The organism is Fictibacillus halophilus (genome assembly GCF_042680145.1).
In the GTDB taxonomy this organism is placed as follows: domain Bacteria; phylum Bacillota; class Bacilli; order Bacillales; family Fictibacillaceae; genus Fictibacillus; species Fictibacillus halophilus_A.
Window position 1 is genome coordinate 1,556,400 of record NZ_JBHTNQ010000001.1, and the last position, 17,544, is coordinate 1,573,943.

The window sequence follows — 17,544 nt, forward strand, 5'->3', positions numbered from 1 at the left end:
AAAAATAAAAAATTCGGGGCTGCCAAAAGTAAGTTAACCTTACTTTTGGGACAGCCCCTGTTTTATCATTATCATACAAATTGTAATGATAACAAAACCTATTAATGCTAGCAGCGGGATTGTAATAAAACCAAGCCAGTTAATATATTGTCCCGAACAAGGCACCCCTGAAGAACACGTCTCAAAAGCTTTTAGTGCAGGTATTTTTTGAAGTGCATAATGATAGCCAGAAACAAATACCCCAAGGATTGATAATGGCAAGATGTATAGGGTTATTCTAAGATCTTGATGATAAAATGCGATTCCTAACAGAATTACCATCGGGTACATAAGAATACGCTGATACCAGCAAAAAGTGCATGGTATAAATTGGAGTACCTCGCTAAAATACAAACTTCCCAGAGATGCAATTACAGATGCCAGCCAGGCGATCAACAAGGGTTTATTCGTCACCTTTATTTACTCTCCTTCGCCGCTTCTTCAACCATTTTCTGAAGATCCCCAAATGAATTTCCTTCGAATTTTTTACCATTTACGAAAAGGGTAGGTGTACCTGTTACTCCAAGGTCATTTACAAGAGCCTCATCGGTTTCCACTGCATTTTCACTCGCATCATTTTCGAAATTTCCACTGACCTTTTTTACATTCTCATCTGCCGTAACTTCACTCAAAGTATCATTTAAGAACTTCTCTGTGAATACGTCTTTCCGCTCAAGACTTTGATCATCAGGCTGCTTTTCATAAAGCAGTTTATGAAACTTCCAAAAAGTCTCGTTTCCTAACTCTTTATAAACCGTTTCACCAAAAAGGGCTGATCTTTCTGAATCAACATTAATAAAGGGATAGTTTAAGAAAAAGAATTTAACTTTCCCCGTCTGTATAAGTTCTTTATCAATTAAAGGGAAGAAGGATTCATTGAAGTTTTTGCAAATCGGACATTTGTAGTCTCCAAACTCTATGATATTAACTGGTGCATTTTCTTCTCCTAAGTAAGGCTGGTTTTCATAAGTGATAGCGGATTCCTCAGTATTTTTGTTGAAGCTGCCTGTTAACATAAAAACAGCTAGCCCGACTGTAACAATTCCTATAATTATAAAAAGCCAGACATGAGAATTACTCTTCTTTGATACTTTAACATTTGTATTTTTCTTTTTTTGTTTACCCATTGTTCACCTCAAAGTATGTAGTTTCACTAAATTAAAAGAAGTTACTTTTATCGTAAACAATATAGCACATTTATACAATTAAAACGTAAATATATATAGTTTTTGCCCCATTAATATCGGAAAGGAACTTTATTCTATCACATAAAAATATTGGTAAATAAAACCTGTATCCAAAGAGAAAATTCGGCAGTATAATTTTCTAGAAATTATACTATTATACCTTTGGGGGAACAGGGATGAAACACTTAGTAACACTGCTTTTAGCACTTAGTTTGAGCTTTGGAATTTTACCGGTATCAGCTTTTGCTATTGAGCAAAATGATCAAGAATTTGAAGCGTACTTAAACGAGATCGGCTGGGAAAAACAAGACTTTATCGATTTCATTGAAAGCAAAGAATGGTACTTAGAAGATTTTGAATCCGTTGATGAGCTAGGAATGCCTCTAACTGAAGACGGAGTACAATCGGTTTTAAAGGATTTTGATTTAAGCCGGGAAGAGCTAAATGATTTACTCGTTGAATGGGGTGACATTGAAGAAGGACAAGATGTTCTAGACAGTCCTTACTTTTTATTCAATGAAGATCTTGAAACATCTGTAGATTTTTATTTAAACGGATGGGAAGGAACACCAATTGAAGATGAAAATCTTCAGCAGCTTCTTGAAGAGTACAATCTTGAATCAGTAGAAGCACTTGAAGAACTATTAAAAGAAAATGATGACTCTCTTGAAAACTATGAATACATTGAAGATCTTCAGTGGGCTGTTGATTTTTACATCAATGGTGATGAATATATGGAAGATGAATTTGCGGATCTTTTTACTGAAATTGATTTAACAGATGAAGAGATGGAAAAGTTATTCGCTCACCTTGAAACATTAAACTGGGAAGACCCAGCTTTTCTTGACAGCATGATGCTACTTGGGGAAAGAATGATGGCTTTTGAAGAGTTTGAAACAGCGGATGAACTCTCAGCTGAACAGATTGCGGAGATGTTCGCCATCTTTACAGAAATGAAGCAGCTTTTGCAGATTGAGACAAAATATTATCTTGTTGTAGATGGTGAAAAGCAGCCAGTATCTATAGATACATTAATGACAATGGATTCAACAAATGGTAATGACCTAGTTATGGAGATCTATAACACGAACGGCGAGTTACTTCTAGATCTAGTATTAACAGCTGATATGTTTGGCTCTGAACTTATCCAGGAAACAGGAAAAGACATCCAGGAAGCTGAGAAAATTGTTACTGAAGCTCCAATGGCTGCTAAACCACCAGTTAAAACGATAAAGGGCGGAGAACTGCCGAAAACTGCTACAAATCATGGTGGGAACACCCTTGCTGGAATAGCAATTGCTGCCGCTGGTATTCTTTTCTTCAGACGTTTTCGTGTTAAAGGAATCTAATCAATGAAAGATACAGAACTGAAAAGAAGCAAACTTCGGTTCATTCTTCTTACATTCTCTGTTGCATTTATCTTGTTCGGACTATGGTTCAGCACCACGAATGCTTTTAAGTTCGTGAAAGGCTATATGATTTTTAAAACAGATCAGGAAACAGCAGATGATTATCAATCGAATCCTGCTCATAAAGAAATGAGACAGGAAACAAATGATGTGTTGTATCCTGTACGTCCAAAAAAGGGTGAAAATATAGGAGAACTGATCATACCTAAGTTAGGAGCATCACTTCCTATTGTTCACGGAACAGACGAAGAAGAACTAGAAAAAGGGGTAGGACACTTTTCAAAAAGCGTTTTGCCTGGCGAAAACGACAATTCTGTATTATCTGGTCACAGGGATACAGTGTTTCGAAAACTTGGTGAAGTTGGAAATGGTGACATATTAGTAGTCGAAACGGAAGCGGGAAAATTTACTTACAAAGTGAAGAACGTAAGAATCGTCGACAAAGACGACCGTACCGTAATCGTTCCTAAACCACGAGCAACATTAACAGTTTCAACATGTTATCCGTTTGACTATATTGGAGATTCACCTGAGCGGTATATATTGGTCGCTAATTTAATTTCAAAGCAATTGAATAAGTAAAATTTTAAACAGCTGAAGATTACATTCAGCTGTTTTTTTGCACTATCAGAATGTATAACTTGTTAGCACTGTGATTTTCGACGTGGCAACAAGTTTAGGTCGATAGTATAAGCGCAACTAAAGCTGACGCAAAAGGCTTGGTGTCAGCCAAGTTTTCTTTATGCAATTCTTCAAATTGTTGTTTAACATCCCAATAAAAAAGGAATGTTTACAAAATAATGTATGAATGGTCTAAAAGTATACCCGTCTGTTACATACTTAGAATATCAACATGAAAGCCGGTGGTTGAGCAATGAAAAAAAGCTCCGTAATTATTGTAATTTGTTTAGTAGTTTTATTAGCAGGTGCATTGCTAGTTAAATCTTTTAGTAAAGATGAAATGGAAGCAACTGCTCTTGGTGACTCCTTAGCCTATGGGTTAGGTGATACTGAGGATAATGGCTATATAGGGGATGTACAAGAGAGGTATGAGGAAGAAACTAATAAAAGGCTAGTAGTAAACGATTATGGTGTTCCGAACGATACAAGCACCGACTTGCTTAAAAGATTAAAAAATAAAGAAATCGCTGAGACGGCAAAGAACTCAGACTTTATTTTTATTAATATAGGTACAAATGATTTTATAAAAAGTACAGATCGATTTACTAAGTTTGATAAGAAAGAACTTCAAACCAATCAAGAAATTTATAAAAATAATTTAAACCAAATTATTAAGAAGGTGCAAGAAAAGGATTCATCCAAAACCATTTATATTTTAGGCATATATAATCCAAAAGTAAAATATGCAGATATGTCAACAGTAAATGAAGCTATATTAAATTGGAACCGGTCAACTATCCAAGTTACGAAAGATCATAAAAATGCTGCTTTTATAAGGACTGATGACCTCTTTATTAATAAAAATAAGAAAGACTATTTCGCAGATAATCTCCACCCGAATGAAAAAGGCTATGCGCTTATTGGAAAAAGAGTATTTGATTCTGTAAAACAAAATTCTGATTACAGGTAAACCAGCACCAAACAATGGTCCAAAAAAATCCATTTGACGTAGTTGCAGGAATTTGTTAACCTACTATTCGTGGTTAAATTAAATATAAATTCCTCACATTAATCTCAGTGAGGTAGAGGTCGCATTAATTATTAGTAAAACTATCAGAGGCAAGTGGTGCCATTGAAGATAGTTTGAAAGGAATTAGTGCCGAAATGTTCCATTGTCCACTTCAATGGCGCATTGGGGCTGCATTTAATAGGTGCAGAACTGTCGCAGGAGTTATTTCTTGCGTTGAGCTATCAGGGATTATTTGGGGAAGCTGGTTATGACACGTATGGGCTGTTCCATACGTGTTTTTTTATTGGCTAAATCCTTAGGAGGTTTATTTCATCATGAAAAACAGCAATTGGAGCGTTTGGCTTTTGACAGCATTTGTCGTTGGAAATATGGTAGGGTCGGGAATTTTCATGCTCCCGAATACGTTAGCTCAAACAGCCAGTCCTTTAGGAGTTACAGCAGCATGGGCAGTTACAGGCTTTGGGGTACTAATGATTGCCTTAGTATTCGGTTCATTGTCTATTAGAAAACCGGAATTAACAGCAGGTCCTCAAAGTTATGCAAAAGCAATGTTCTCAAATCCGAAAAAAGGAAACGTAGCTGGATTCAGTATGGTGTGGGGATACTGGGTTGCGAACTGGATAAGCAACGTTGCAATCATCACCAGTTTTGCAGGATATTTATCAACCTTTTTCCCTATGATGCAAAGCTCAAAGGTTGTAGGTACCGTACTTAATCAAAACATTGAACTTGGTAAGATGATTACATTTATAGTTTGTACGGTATTACTTTGGTTTACACACTTTATTTTAGTTACAAGCATCAATGGGGCAGGAAAGCTTAACTTTGTTGCTACTGCTTCTAAAGTAATCGGTTTTATGTTATTTATTGTTGCTGCATTATTCGCCGTTGAATCTTCTATATTTGCTGACGCATATTTCCCTGTGGTTGATGAATCTGGAGTTTCACATGGACTCGGCAGTCAAATCAATATGGCAGCTATTGCAACGCTTTGGGCTTTTGTCGGAATTGAATCTGCAGTTGTTTTATCTGGCAGAGCTACTTCCCAAAGAGACGTAAAAAAAGCTACCATAATCGGTTTATTAATAGCCTTAAGTATTTATATGATTACTACGATATTAACAATGAATGTACTTCCAAGAGAAGTTCTTATGACTTCTGATAAGCCATTTGTAGATGTCTTATCTGTTCTGATCGGTGATACTGGAGCATCACTAATGGGTCTTCTAGCGGTTATCTCACTTTTTGGATCTACCATTGGGTGGATACTGCTAAGTTCAGAAGTTCCCTATCAAGCTGCAAAATCTGGTGTATTCCCAGCTTACTTCGGAAAGGTAAATAAGAACGGAAGCCCTGTCAAAGCTTTATCTGTAACGAATATAATGTCTCAGATTTTTATCTTTTCTACAATTTCAGGCACTATTGGTGAAGCTTACTTGTTCTTAACAACTTCTGCAACATTAGCTTATTTGATTCCTTATTTGGTATCAGCACTATACTTCTTAAAACTCGTTTATAAGGGCGAGACGTATGATCAAATCAAGGGATCTCGAGTAAAAGATGGAGCAATTGCTTTATTTGCATTGATTTATTCCAGCTGGGTGATCATTTCTGGAACAGCAGACGCGAAAACATTTACTTTGGGAATAGGTCTTTTCCTTATAGGATTTCTTGTATACCCTCTATTTAACAAGTATACTGTTAAGAAAAGTAAAACCTCTGATTGATGTTTTCTTTTTTAAAACTTTAACGTATAATGTGAATTAACTTAATAAGCTCGTATAATCGCAGGGATATGGCCTGCAAGTTTCTACCAAACCCCCATAAATGGGTTTGACTACGAGTGACGCAAACATCACCAAACATCCTTTTCATATAAGGGTGTATTGGATTATTTTTGTTCCGTTTATTATACCGGAGGATTGCTTCACTCATTTTGAGAGAAGCGATTCTCCGGTTTTTTGTTACTCAAAATAAATAACGAGGTGAAACCATGAATTTTTTAGAAAAGAAAATATGTGAAGAGGGAGTTGTTTTATCACCAACTGTTTTGAAGGTAGATTCTTTCTTAAACCACCAGATAGATCCATTATTCATGAAACAAATTGGATGTGAAATTGTTAAACGATATAAGGATGAGAAAATAAATAAAATTTTAACAATAGAATCTTCTGGTATAGCTCCAGCTGTTTTTGCAGGATTGGAATTGGATGTTCCTGTTGTATTTGCCCGAAAAAAGAAATCATTAACTTTAACAGATGGACTGCTTACTTCAAGAGTCTACTCTTTTACGAAACAAGAAGAAAATGAGATTTCAGTTGCTAGCAAGTTCCTTAATGCAGGTGAACGAGTATTAATCATCGATGATTTCTTAGCTCATGGTGAAGCGGCTCTCGGACTAGCTGAGCTTGTAAAAAAAGCCGATGCACACATTTGCGGGTTCGGTATTGTGATCGAAAAATCATTTCAAAACGGCCGGCAAAAGCTTCTCGACAAAGGGTACCGTGTTGAATCCATTGCAAGAATCAGTGAAATGAGTGCAGATGGTATCACATTCTTAAAAAGTGAGGTATTGTCAACATGAAAAAAGGTAAAGTGTTTTCACTTGGAATACAGCATGTTCTTGCCATGTATGCTGGAGCGATTATAGTTCCACTCATTGTAGGCGGGGCTCTAAAGCTATCACCAGAGCAGCTCGCATATTTAGTAGCCATCGATCTCTTAACTTGTGGTTTGGCAACCCTGCTGCAAGTTTGGAATAACCGCTTCTTTGGTGTTGGGTTGCCTGTTGTATTAGGTTGTACGTTTACAGCTGTCGGACCAATGATCGCAATTGGCGGACAATATGGGATGAGCGCGATCTATGGAGCTATTATTGCAGCTGGACTTTTTGTTGTACTATTTGCTGGTGCATTCGGTAAAATACTTAAGCTTTTTCCTCCAATCGTAACAGGTTCAGTTGTTACCATTATCGGAATCACACTCATTCCTGTAGCAATTAAAGATATGGCAGGCGGTGCGGGCAGCGAGAACTTTGGCTCGCCGCAAAATCTTCTTCTTTCATTTGGTGTGCTAGGGTTCATTCTGCTGCTTTACCGTTTCTCAAAAGGATTTGTTCGTTCTATTTCCATTCTAGTCGGCTTAATTGCAGGAACGATTGCAGCGGCTGCTATGAGTTTAGTAAATTTTGCTCCAGTAATGGAAGCTTCATGGGTTCATATGCCAAAACCTTTCTTTTTCGGAGTGCCAACCTTTGAAATCAGTGCAATTATCACGATGATCCTTGTTGCCATTGTAAGTCTAATAGAATCTACAGGTGTATTTATGGCACTCGGTAAAATTTGCAATCGAAATCTGACTCCAAAAGATTTAACAAAAGGATATCGCGGTGAGGGACTTGCTATTATCCTTGGCGGAATATTCAACGCTTTCCCTTATACAACGTATTCCCAAAATGTAGGTCTTGTTCAGTTATCAGGTGTTAAAACAAAACAAGTCATTTATGTTGCTGGAGGCATGTTAGTATTTTTAGGATTCATACCAAAAGTTGCTGCACTAACAACCCTTATTCCAACTCCCGTAATGGGCGGTGCAATGGTAGCTATGTTTGGAATGGTTTTTGCTTCAGGGATCAAAATGCTGAGTGAAGTGAACCTGGCTAAACAAGAAAATCTTCTAATTATCGCATGTTCAGTAGGAATGGGCTTAGGAGTAACAGTTGAACCAGAACTATTCAGCAAGCTTCCAGAAAGCATTCAAATCTTAACAGCGAACGGCATTGTATCAGGAAGCTTAATGGCGATTGTGTTAAATCTGTTGTTCAACGCAAGAACGAAAAAAATTACAGTGCCAAAGTATAATAAAAGCCATAGAGACACAGTGAATTCACAACAAACTATATAATGAATAATTTTACAGACTATTAAACGTTCCTATTTACCGGGAACGTTTTTTATTGTTAAAAGATGACTCTATACAGACGAGATATTGTACGGCACATTTTTTACATTGAATACATATGTTAATAAAGTAAAACAAGCTATTAATATAGGAAGTGGAAAAGTGGTTAGCAAGAAAAATAAAAGAGAGAAGAAAGCAGCAAACAAAAGATTTATTGATCCAGCTGGTGATTATGTTCCTTCTGCCGTGAACGAGCTAACTGGAGGTTTTTATGTGCCTACGGGAGATTATATTCCAACTGGCGGGTATATGCCTACCGGAGATTATGAGCAATACGGCTTATATGTGCCTACAGGAGATTATATTCCAACTAGCGGATATGTACCTACCGGTGACAATGAACTATATGGCATATATGTACCAACTGGAGATTATCAATTTGACTCTTATGTGTCTTCTGGAGATTTTATGCTGGATGAAGGAGAAGAATCTTCTGATATTCCTAAAAGGTTTTCAGCAGAAAACTTATTTGACGAAAGTCATATAAATCCTATATTCCTTTTAAAGAATAACCCTAATAAACTGAGCTCACCAAAAGGTTATATTATTCCTCCAATAATTCTAGTTTAAAATTGCTCTTACAAGAATTGATTATATATCCCATTGAAAGGACTATAATCCTTGATTACCATTAGTTTGTGTATGATTGTAAAAGATGAAGAGAATTCCATTGCTAGATGCCTAGATTCAATTCACGATTTAGTGGATGAAATAATAATAGTTGATACAGGTTCTATTGATCAAACTAAGAACATAGCAAGGCAATATACAGATAAAATTTATGATTTTAAATGGGTGGATAACTTTAGTTCTGCCCGCAATTATTCTTTTAAATTAGCTACAAAACAATATATAATGTGGCTGGATGCTGATGATGTTATAAATAAACCAAACAGGAAGTTACTAAAACAACTGAAAGATCATTTAAATCCAGCAGTTAATTCGGTTACAATGAAGTACCTTGTTAATAGAGACAAGTTTGGTAATCCTTCATTCATAATTAAGAGAAATAGATTAGTTAAATCTAGTTGTCAATTTAAATGGAATGGTGCTGTTCATGAATATTTAGAAGTAAGCGGTCCAATATTCCACAGTGATATAAGTATTCATCATTTAAAAAACAAAACTGACAACTCCAAACGTAATTTACGGATTTATGAGAAACAGTTAGATAAAGGAGCAGCATTTTCACCGAGAGATCTCTTTTATTACGCAAATGAACTCATGCGTCATAATGAACTTCATAAGGCAATCACATACTATACCTTATTTTTAAATCACAAAGAAGCATGGAAAGAAGATAAAATTGCCTCTTGTGGAAGACTGGCTGATTGTTATCACTTTTTAGATGACCAAGAAAAAGAGAGAGAAATTCTCTATAAATCTTTTGAGTATGATTGTCCTCGTGCAGACTTTTGCTGCAGACTGGGAAATCTATTCTTAGAAAAAAATCAGGTGAATGAAGCAATCTATTGGTACGAATATGCGTCTAAGCTTACTTGGGATAAAAATTGTATGGGATTTTATCATGTTCCTTCATGGACTTGGCTCCCACATCTAAAACTCTCTATTTGTTATTACAAAAAAGGCGATTTTAAAAAAGCTTATAAACATAATACAATTGCTTTAGATTATTTACCTTATGATCCAGGATTAATTAATAATCAAAAGTTGATCAAAAACAAAATAAGAACTTAACGTAAAAAAACAGACCGTATAAACAGTCTGTTTTTACTTTTTACTAATTTTAATAATTTGTCCGGCATAAATTTTATCTGATGTAAACTTGTTGATCTTCATTATTTTTTTCAAAGGAATTTCATAACGCACAGAAATCTGTCCTAGAGTATCTCCTAAATTCACATGGTGAAGGTTGTATTTCTTCTCAAGTACTTCTTTGTAATTAATCAGCTTTCCTTTGTCCCCGGTGGCTATTTCAGAGCTAATGATTCCTCTTTTCACTAACACTTTAATCATTTCTTTCGCTCTATAATAATAGGAGTGTGGTTTTATAGCATCCATTCCATTTTTTTTGATAATTTCTCTTTGTTTAGTATTTTTTAAATAATATTTTATTTTTTCAATTGTTTCTTCAGGTGAGGAAGATACGATTAAATCCCTGCCAGGTACAAACTTTTCTCGTACGGCTTCTGTGTCCGAAGTCAGCAGACAGCCTCCTGAACCAAGCACTTCATATGTTCTCTGGGATAATTGGTCTGTACAATTTTGCAGTCCAATCACAATTTTGGATGAACTATATACTTTACGAGCTTTTTTATAGTTCAGATATCCATGAATCCAATCAGAAGGAATAGGAACACCTAATTGATCTCCTAGCCTTTCCCAATGATTTCCCCAAAAATCAACACGAATATTATTTTTTAATAACGGCAATATTAGATTTTCAAATGACTCAGAACGAAAAACATCAGGATTTTGTTCTAAAAAATCAGGGTAAGCATTTGCAACCACTGCAATATTTGCACTGTATTTGCTGTACGGTTCAGTATGGTAATGAACAATTGGATGGTAACCAAAATCGAGGTGTGACGCTTTTATCCCTAATTTCTCATACGTTTCACACAAAGTTGGAGTGACCGTAAAAACAAAATCCGGCTGCATCGTACATATTAAAGGTAAAGTGAAATTTTTTGTGTGAAGCGGGTCCTCCGTTGACCAATACACTAACGGTATATGAGCTGATCTAGCAGCATCACGTATCCAAGGTTGTTTCTCTTTTGAATGCTCTGGTGTCCAACCCATAGAGAGAATCAAATGAGGTTCATATTTAGATATCATATCTAAAATATTCTCTCTGCTGACTGGTCCTGAAACAATAACCGTGTGACCAAGCTCCTTTAAACCATTAGGTAAACCGTAAATCCACATAGGATGACTTTCGAGGAAAAGAATTTTCATAGAATCGCCTTTCTGTTTTATCAAGTAGTTATCCATATGTATAAAAAGGAAGGCTTGTCGCGGCAAAAACCTATAAATAAAAGATTTAAAGAGTTTATCGTTTTGGGTTAACAAGGAAATAGGGGGGCAGAAGGAGAAAAACGAAAGGAGTAATTTAGACAAATAAAAAAGAACGGTTACTATCATCGCTGTATCCAGCTGCTGATATCCGCTCTTTATGTTTGATTCGATTCAATTTATCTTGCTTTGTTTTGGTTTTCTTTGTAGCCATCATTTTGTACATTTCCAAATGAGCGAAAGAACTTCGATCCGCATGTGGATTACGTTTACCTTCACGGATCATCTTTTCTCTCATTTTCTTTGCTTTTGACTTTGCCATCGAAAATCCTCCTAATTTAATTGACTTAAAAAATTCATGACGCTTTAAGGAATAATATACCACATTATGATATGTGATGATCGAAGGGGTGTTTCATATGAATCTAAAAGAATACGAATGGGTGAAAGAGAATAGAAATGTTCTGCTTAATTTCTGCTGTAAGGTTAGCAGAGAAGACTTTACTCGTGAAATAGGTTATGGCTGGCAAAGTGTGCAATATACACTCGTGCATATTGCAGATTGTTATATTGGTTGGCTGGGCTCATTTGTTTTACTGCAAACAAAAACTCCTATTACACCAAAAGAAAACGTATCACACATGAATATTGATGATATTAAAAAACGATTTAAGATCGCTGACTCTTACGTTCATGATGTACTGCATGATTTCGGAAACAAAATGGATAAAGGAATTCATAGACCTATACCATGGAGGAATGGATCAGATCCTATTACACTAACACCTGAAAAACTATTGATGCATACAATCACACATGAGTATCATCACAAAGGTCAGATTATGGCAATGATAAAGCAAATGGGATATGAACCTCCAAATACTGATGTTTTAAGTACTAAAAATTGAAGCAAGGTATTTCAAAGGCGTACTCCACTTATACCAGGGTACGCCTTTTGTATTTTTTTGATTTATTGTTTCTTGTTCCGCATAACCGTTATAAATCCATCTAAAATATCATGACTGACAGAAAATCCTTTACGTTTATAGAATTCCAACGCATCATAGTTGCCATTGGATACATAGATGAAGTAATCTTCCACATCGTCAAATTGCTTGATCCATTCCATAGACATATTAAAAAGCTTAGAACCAATGCCATATTGTCTGTAATTTTCTTTAATATAAAATTGGGATAGGCATCCTACATTATCCCTACCTACTGTAGACATATCAAAGAAAGTGGCAAACTCATTGTCATACGTTTCTTTGGGAGAGATATTGGAATATACATAAGCTACTATCTTTTCATCATCTTTAACTACTACAGTATAGTTATGAATAGCTTTATTTACTGAAGGAACAAGCCGTGTTTCAAAGTTCATGTTATCGAATAATTCCGGTTTTATGTATGCTTTCGATTTTTGAAAAACCATGAGTTCATTGCAAAGATCTCTGCAGTATTCTATTTTTTCATCAGTTAAAAATTCATATTTCAGATTCAAAGCTTTCACTCCTTCTATTGTTAAAAATTCTCTTGCACTTTAACTGGTTACGATATAATTTTATTACAATATAAATTGAAAACAAGTATGCAGTAAATTGTGAGTAAGTCAGTAAAAACTGAGTAAAGGGGGAAGATCCATGAACAGTGAAGCAACAAAATACGGAAGAAAAGAAGATTGCCCATTAACCTTTGCTCTGACCTTAATAGGCAGCAAGTGGCGGCTTCCGATTATTTGGGCATTATACCAAGGCAAAACTCTTCGTTACAACGAACTAAAGCGTAGAGTAGATGGAATTACAAACATGGTACTATCTCAGTCATTAAAAGAAATGGAGAATCAGGGACTTGTTGTTCGCAAGCAGTATATGGAGATTCCGCCACGAGTTGAGTATTCATTAACGAAAGCGGGAGAGGACTTGATTCCATCCTTAGAATCCCTGGCAAAATGGGGTAAGGCTATGCAAAATAAAAGAATAGAAGGTTAGAATTTAATAAAGTCCCTGAACCGGGGACTTTTTTGTTTTTATTATGCTTAAAATTCGTGTTGCGAACATACGTTTGGCATATTGTGATTATAAGAACAAAGGAGTTGATTGGGATGCGTATAAAGAAATGCACCATGAGTATTCCTGAAATCATTAAAATGTACGAAAGTGGAAGCAGAAACAAACGGGCCATATTGTTGAACTGTTTGATTTAAAAAGTTGAAGATGTAATATAAAGATATTATGATTTTTAATTATGATATGGGAGCAATATAAAATGACGAACATTATAATTGTCGATGATGATATCAATATTTTAGAGCTTGTAGATGTTCATCTATCTGAAGCAGGATACAACGTATTCCAAGCTCGGGATGGTATAAAGGCTTTAAGCATTTTAAGTAATAAAAAGTGTGACTTAGCGGTTGTAGATATAATGATGCCTTATCTGGATGGTTATGCCTTGACGAAAGAGATTCGAAATAAATATGATATTCCAGTTATTCTTTTAACAGCTAAACATCAAATTGAGGATAAGGAACAAGGTTACCAATCTGGAACAGATGATTATCTTGTTAAACCTTTTGAACCTAAGGAATTACTCTTCCGAATTAAAGCTTTATTGCGCCGATATAATAAACAGCTAGATGAATCAATTGTTCGTATAGGAAATATGTCGGTAAACAAAAAAAGTTACGAAGTTCAAGTTGGGGACCGAACAATATTATTACCATTGAAAGAATTTGAACTATTGTATTTTTTAGTTTCAAATCCTATGAAAGTGTTTTCCCGAGATCACCTGATAGAACATATTTGGGGATTGGAATATGAAAGGGATGAACGAACTGTTGATGTTCATATAAAAAGATTAAGGGAACGTTTTTCAATATTAACGGACGATTTTCAAATTAAGACAGTACGTGGGGTTGGTTATTTATTGGAGGAAAAACGCAGATGAAGTCTCTTTATGTGAAATTTGTTGTGATTACGATTGGAATCATGGTATTAAGTGGAGTCTTAGCTTTTTTAATCTCCAATACTTATTATCAGCAAAAATTAAAGCCGATTAATGATCAAAAAAATACAAAAATCGCACTAGATATTGTTAGGTTTGCTGAAGTACATCCTAATATCAATCTGAACGAATACTTAGGAAACATTTCTACAATAGGCTATCAAATATACTTAGTAGGGAATTCTGGAAAGGATTCTTTTTTTGGTGCACCTTTCAGGGATAGGACTCTCTCTGCTTCCACTAAAAAGCAAGTATTTCAAGGACAAATTTATCATGGTATCCTTCATTTTCCTCAAGAAACATTTGTAACAGGCTTTTTTGCAAATGAATTAAAAAATACAATTGGTGTTCCATTGACTCATAATGGAATAAATTATGCTCTTTTTATCAGACCTGATATAAAACTTCTTTTTAATGAGATGCATTATTTGTTTGGCTGGCTACTTGCTTTAATGATTGTTTTAAGCATCACAATGGTTATTGTCAGTACAAAATATTTAGTAAAGCCGATATCCAAATTAACAGCTGCCACAACATCATTAGCAAAAGGAAACTTTAATGTTGAAATTGATATTGATCGCGGTGATGAATTAGGAGAACTATCTCATAGTTTTTTACAAATGTCGCGTAAATTAGAACAATTAGATGAGATGAGAAAGGAATTCATATCAAATATATCTCATGATATACAATCTCCCCTATCTAATATAAAAGGGTATACAAATCTATTGGAAAAAGAACCATTAGGCGATATAGAAAAAACACAGTATATTTCTGTAATAAATGGAGAAATTGAAAGGCTTTCTACTTTAACAAAACAATTATTGCTTCTTGCCTCATTAGATCGCAACGATGATATTCTAAAGAAAAAAACATTCAATGTTGCAAAGCAAATTAAGGATTTGGTTCGAAATTATCAGTGGGCAGTAAATGAAAAAGGTATCATGATTAGTTACACTTTAGCGGATAAAGAAATTATCGGTGATCCATCTTTACTGTTTACGGTATGGGATAATTTGTTAACGAATGCCATTAAGTATAATAAACCAAAGGGTAGTATTGATATATCGATTAAAGAAAGTGCTGAATCGATTTTGGTAACCTTTGAAGATACAGGAATAGGAATGAATAATGAGGAAATGGAAAGGATATTCGATCGCTTTTATCGGGCTGACATTGCACGTTCTCGTACTGTTGAGGGGACAGGACTTGGTCTATCAATAGCTTCAACCATTGTTAAACTCCATGGCGGTACAATTAGAGTGAATAGCAAGGAAAAAGAAGGAACTGCTTTTGTTGTTGAATTGCCTGTTATGTAACATTATTTCTTTATTTGTGTCAGACATTGTCACGGAAAATAATCCATTACAATGTCTGACACTTTTTTTGTAAACGTTTATTCATCCTCCGTTCATATAAGGTTTATAGACTAAGGGTGTCAAAAGAGATGGGAGGAGATTATATGAACATTGCATGGAAAGAAATTAAGAAAAATAAAGTGAGGTTTTTGATATTAGGTTTAATTGTTTTTCTAATTAGTTTATTAACTTTTACTATTTCTGGTTTGGCTAATGGATTATCTCAAGACAATGCTGCATTAATTAAAGATTTACCAAACGGACAATTTTATATGAGTAAAGATGCAGAAAAAACCTATAATCTATCGCGAATAGACAGTAACATTCAAGAAAAAATATTGAATAAAAAAAACGATGCTATGGCTCTATCACTGCAAATGGGCTTTTTAAATGATAAGAATGGTAAGCAAAGAAGCGTAGCCTTTGTTACATCCACTGAATCAGATCTCTTTAGGAATGTTAAAACTGGAGAAATCGTACTTGATCGTTCTTTGGAGGAAGAAGGCATAAAGGTTGGAGATACCTTAACAAATACCCAATATAGTGACGAATTTGTTGTAAAAGGGTTTGTGGACCAAAAGAAATACAGCCACGCTCCTGTAGCTTATATCAGTATGGAGGATTATAAAGAAATTTACCGAGTGGAAGAAATGCAGTTAGTTTTCATACCAGGGGGAGATTCATCACAAGAATTCGCTGGATTACAGTCTTTCACAAAGAAAGATTTTCTTAACACGATTCCGAGTTATAGCGCAGAACAGACGTCTTTAAATATGATTGTCTTGTTTTTAGTTGTAATTAGCGGAATGTTGTTTTCTATTTTTTTCTACATGATGAATGTTCAAAAAATCGGTTTATACGGTATTTTAAAGGCAATCGGTGTAAAGACAAGTGCGTTGTTTAAATTGATTTGGACCCAAATGTTTTTTATTACTATAATTGCACTCGTCCTATCTGCTACATTAAGCCAATTATTTAATATAGTTGCTCCTAAAGGAATGCCATATAGTTTAACCTCTGAAACAACAGTGCAATTGTCGTTCGTTTTCCTAACCATTGGATTTATGGGTGCTACGCTATCAGGTTTGCAAATTAAAAAAGTAGAACCATTACAAGCGATTCAACAAGGAGAGGTTTAATATGGCGATTTTTACAATTGGTGAAGTTAAAAAAACATTTATGAATGGTGATGTGAAGGAAGAAATTCTAAAAGGGATTAACCTTTCACTTAAAGAAGGAGAGATAACAGCATTAGTAGGTGCATCCGGATCTGGTAAAAGTACACTGCTTACAATAGCGGCAGGACTTCAACCTGCATCTGATGGACAAGTGATATTTGAAGGTAAAAATATGAATAGCATGGGTTCAGAGGAAGTTCGGAGGATCCGTGGAAGTAAATTTGGATTCATCTTTCAATTTGCACATCTTGTTCCTTTTCTAACTGTAGAAGAACAACTGAAGCTAATGCTGGATGTTTCTGAATCGAAGTTAACGAAATCTGAACAACAAAAAGAAATTGACAAAATTCTAAACTTAGTTGGTATGAAACATCGGGAAAATGCTTATCCGTCTTCATTATCAGGTGGGGAAAAACAACGGGTTGCAATTGCACGTGCAATCATCCATAGACCTAAAGTACTCTTCGCAGATGAACCAACTGCAAGTTTAGATTCGAAAAGGTCTAAAGATGTAATGGGGTTAATCCAGGATTTAACTAAAACGATTAATATTACTACTCTAATGGTTACGCATGACGAAGAAATGCTTCCTTTTGCTGATCATATTATTAAAATTAGCGATGGAAAAATTATGGATAGCAAAGAGTAATTATTATTAATCACCACTGATTTTTTCTAGAAAAAAACCTAATCTGAACCTAAAGACAATACATTTTTGTTATTTATTTAATTTACTACAGAATTGTATTGTTTTTCTTTTTATGGAATAAAAGGGCAGGA

Annotated in this window: 19 protein-coding genes and 2 riboswitches; of the genes, 14 read left to right on the plus strand and 5 right to left on the minus strand. The window is 35.0% G+C overall.

What is annotated here, in order from left to right:
- Positions 1-39: 39 nt before the first annotated feature.
- A complete protein-coding gene (locus ACFQ4X_RS08015) occupies positions 40-453 on the minus strand; it encodes a disulfide oxidoreductase (protein WP_379834277.1) in 414 nt (137 codons plus the stop codon).
- A gap of 2 nt (positions 454-455) precedes the next feature.
- Entirely contained in the window at positions 456-1,166 is a 711-nt protein-coding gene (locus ACFQ4X_RS08020; protein ID WP_379834278.1) for a DsbA family protein, read from the minus strand.
- Between the two features lie 236 nt (positions 1,167-1,402).
- Between ACFQ4X_RS08020 and ACFQ4X_RS08025 the strand changes: the two genes are divergently transcribed.
- The 8 genes from ACFQ4X_RS08025 (at position 1,403) to ACFQ4X_RS08060 (ending at position 9,944) form a co-directional block, all read left to right on the plus strand.
- Positions 1,403-2,575 (plus strand): processed acidic surface protein, encoded by a 1,173-nt coding sequence (locus tag ACFQ4X_RS08025; RefSeq protein ID WP_379834280.1) that lies wholly within the window; start codon positions 1,403-1,405, stop codon positions 2,573-2,575.
- A gap of 3 nt (positions 2,576-2,578) precedes the next feature.
- Positions 2,579-3,217 carry a class D sortase gene (locus tag ACFQ4X_RS08030; protein ID WP_379834281.1) on the plus strand — a complete coding sequence of 213 codons (639 nt, stop codon included), beginning with the start codon at positions 2,579-2,581 and terminating at the stop codon, positions 3,215-3,217.
- A 292-nt stretch (positions 3,218-3,509) separates the two neighbouring features.
- Positions 3,510-4,226 (plus strand): GDSL-type esterase/lipase family protein, encoded by a 717-nt coding sequence (locus tag ACFQ4X_RS08035; protein ID WP_379834283.1) that lies wholly within the window; start codon positions 3,510-3,512, stop codon positions 4,224-4,226.
- Positions 4,227-4,331: 105 nt separating this feature from the next.
- Positions 4,332-4,515: riboswitch (Lysine riboswitch) on the plus strand.
- An 82-nt stretch (positions 4,516-4,597) separates the two neighbouring features.
- On the plus strand, positions 4,598-6,013 hold the full coding sequence (locus ACFQ4X_RS08040) for an amino acid permease (RefSeq protein ID WP_379837080.1): 1,416 nt from the start codon (positions 4,598-4,600) through the stop codon (positions 6,011-6,013).
- Between the two features lie 30 nt (positions 6,014-6,043).
- Positions 6,044-6,146, plus strand: a riboswitch (purine riboswitch).
- Between the two features lie 133 nt (positions 6,147-6,279).
- Entirely contained in the window at positions 6,280-6,870 is a 591-nt protein-coding gene (locus ACFQ4X_RS08045) for a xanthine phosphoribosyltransferase (protein WP_379834284.1), read from the plus strand.
- Positions 6,867-8,189 carry a nucleobase:cation symporter-2 family protein gene (locus ACFQ4X_RS08050; protein ID WP_379834286.1) on the plus strand — a complete coding sequence of 441 codons (1,323 nt, stop codon included), beginning with the start codon at positions 6,867-6,869 and terminating at the stop codon, positions 8,187-8,189. The genes ACFQ4X_RS08045 and ACFQ4X_RS08050 overlap by 4 nt, the downstream gene beginning before the upstream one ends.
- Positions 8,190-8,348: 159 nt before the next feature.
- Positions 8,349-8,816, plus strand: a complete 468-nt coding sequence (locus ACFQ4X_RS08055; protein WP_379834287.1) for a hypothetical protein — start codon at positions 8,349-8,351, stop codon at positions 8,814-8,816.
- A gap of 51 nt (positions 8,817-8,867) precedes the next feature.
- The gene (locus ACFQ4X_RS08060; protein ID WP_379834289.1) at positions 8,868-9,944 is read left to right on the plus strand and encodes a tetratricopeptide repeat-containing glycosyltransferase family 2 protein; all 1,077 of its coding nucleotides are present in this window, start codon (positions 8,868-8,870) and stop codon (positions 9,942-9,944) included.
- Between the two features lie 33 nt (positions 9,945-9,977).
- Here the strand turns inward: ACFQ4X_RS08060 and ACFQ4X_RS08065 are convergent, their stop codons facing one another.
- Together ACFQ4X_RS08065 and ACFQ4X_RS08070 are read right to left on the minus strand one after the other, a co-directional pair.
- A complete protein-coding gene (locus tag ACFQ4X_RS08065; RefSeq protein WP_379837082.1) occupies positions 9,978-11,165 on the minus strand; it encodes a glycosyltransferase family protein in 1,188 nt (395 codons plus the stop codon).
- Positions 11,166-11,319: 154 nt separating this feature from the next.
- Positions 11,320-11,544, minus strand: a complete 225-nt coding sequence (locus ACFQ4X_RS08070) for a hypothetical protein (protein ID WP_379834290.1) — start codon at positions 11,542-11,544, stop codon at positions 11,320-11,322.
- Between the two features lie 97 nt (positions 11,545-11,641).
- On the opposite strand from ACFQ4X_RS08070, the gene ACFQ4X_RS08075 reads away from it, so the two are divergent.
- Positions 11,642-12,130 carry a DinB family protein gene (locus ACFQ4X_RS08075; protein ID WP_379834292.1) on the plus strand — a complete coding sequence of 163 codons (489 nt, stop codon included), beginning with the start codon at positions 11,642-11,644 and terminating at the stop codon, positions 12,128-12,130.
- A 62-nt stretch (positions 12,131-12,192) separates the two neighbouring features.
- Here ACFQ4X_RS08075 and ACFQ4X_RS08080 read toward each other — a convergent pair whose 3' ends face one another.
- Positions 12,193-12,735, minus strand: coding sequence for a GNAT family N-acetyltransferase (locus ACFQ4X_RS08080; RefSeq protein ID WP_379834294.1), 543 nt, complete (start codon positions 12,733-12,735; stop codon positions 12,193-12,195).
- Positions 12,736-12,865: 130 nt separating this feature from the next.
- On the opposite strand from ACFQ4X_RS08080, the gene ACFQ4X_RS08085 reads away from it, so the two are divergent.
- From ACFQ4X_RS08085 to ACFQ4X_RS08105, 5 genes are all read left to right on the plus strand, one after another.
- Entirely contained in the window at positions 12,866-13,213 is a 348-nt protein-coding gene (locus ACFQ4X_RS08085) for a winged helix-turn-helix transcriptional regulator (RefSeq protein ID WP_379834295.1), read from the plus strand.
- A 277-nt stretch (positions 13,214-13,490) separates the two neighbouring features.
- Positions 13,491-14,171 carry a response regulator transcription factor gene (locus ACFQ4X_RS08090; RefSeq protein ID WP_379834297.1) on the plus strand — a complete coding sequence of 227 codons (681 nt, stop codon included), beginning with the start codon at positions 13,491-13,493 and terminating at the stop codon, positions 14,169-14,171.
- A complete protein-coding gene (locus tag ACFQ4X_RS08095) occupies positions 14,168-15,547 on the plus strand; it encodes a sensor histidine kinase (RefSeq protein ID WP_379834298.1) in 1,380 nt (459 codons plus the stop codon). Before ACFQ4X_RS08090 ends, ACFQ4X_RS08095 begins: the two co-directional genes overlap by 4 nt.
- A gap of 143 nt (positions 15,548-15,690) precedes the next feature.
- Positions 15,691-16,725: an ABC transporter permease gene (locus tag ACFQ4X_RS08100; protein ID WP_379834300.1), complete on the plus strand. Its 1,035-nt coding sequence runs from the start codon at positions 15,691-15,693 to the stop codon at positions 16,723-16,725.
- 1 nt (position 16,726) lies between these two features.
- Positions 16,727-17,413, plus strand: coding sequence for an ABC transporter ATP-binding protein (locus ACFQ4X_RS08105; protein ID WP_379834301.1), 687 nt, complete (start codon positions 16,727-16,729; stop codon positions 17,411-17,413).
- Positions 17,414-17,544: the final 131 nt, after the last annotated feature.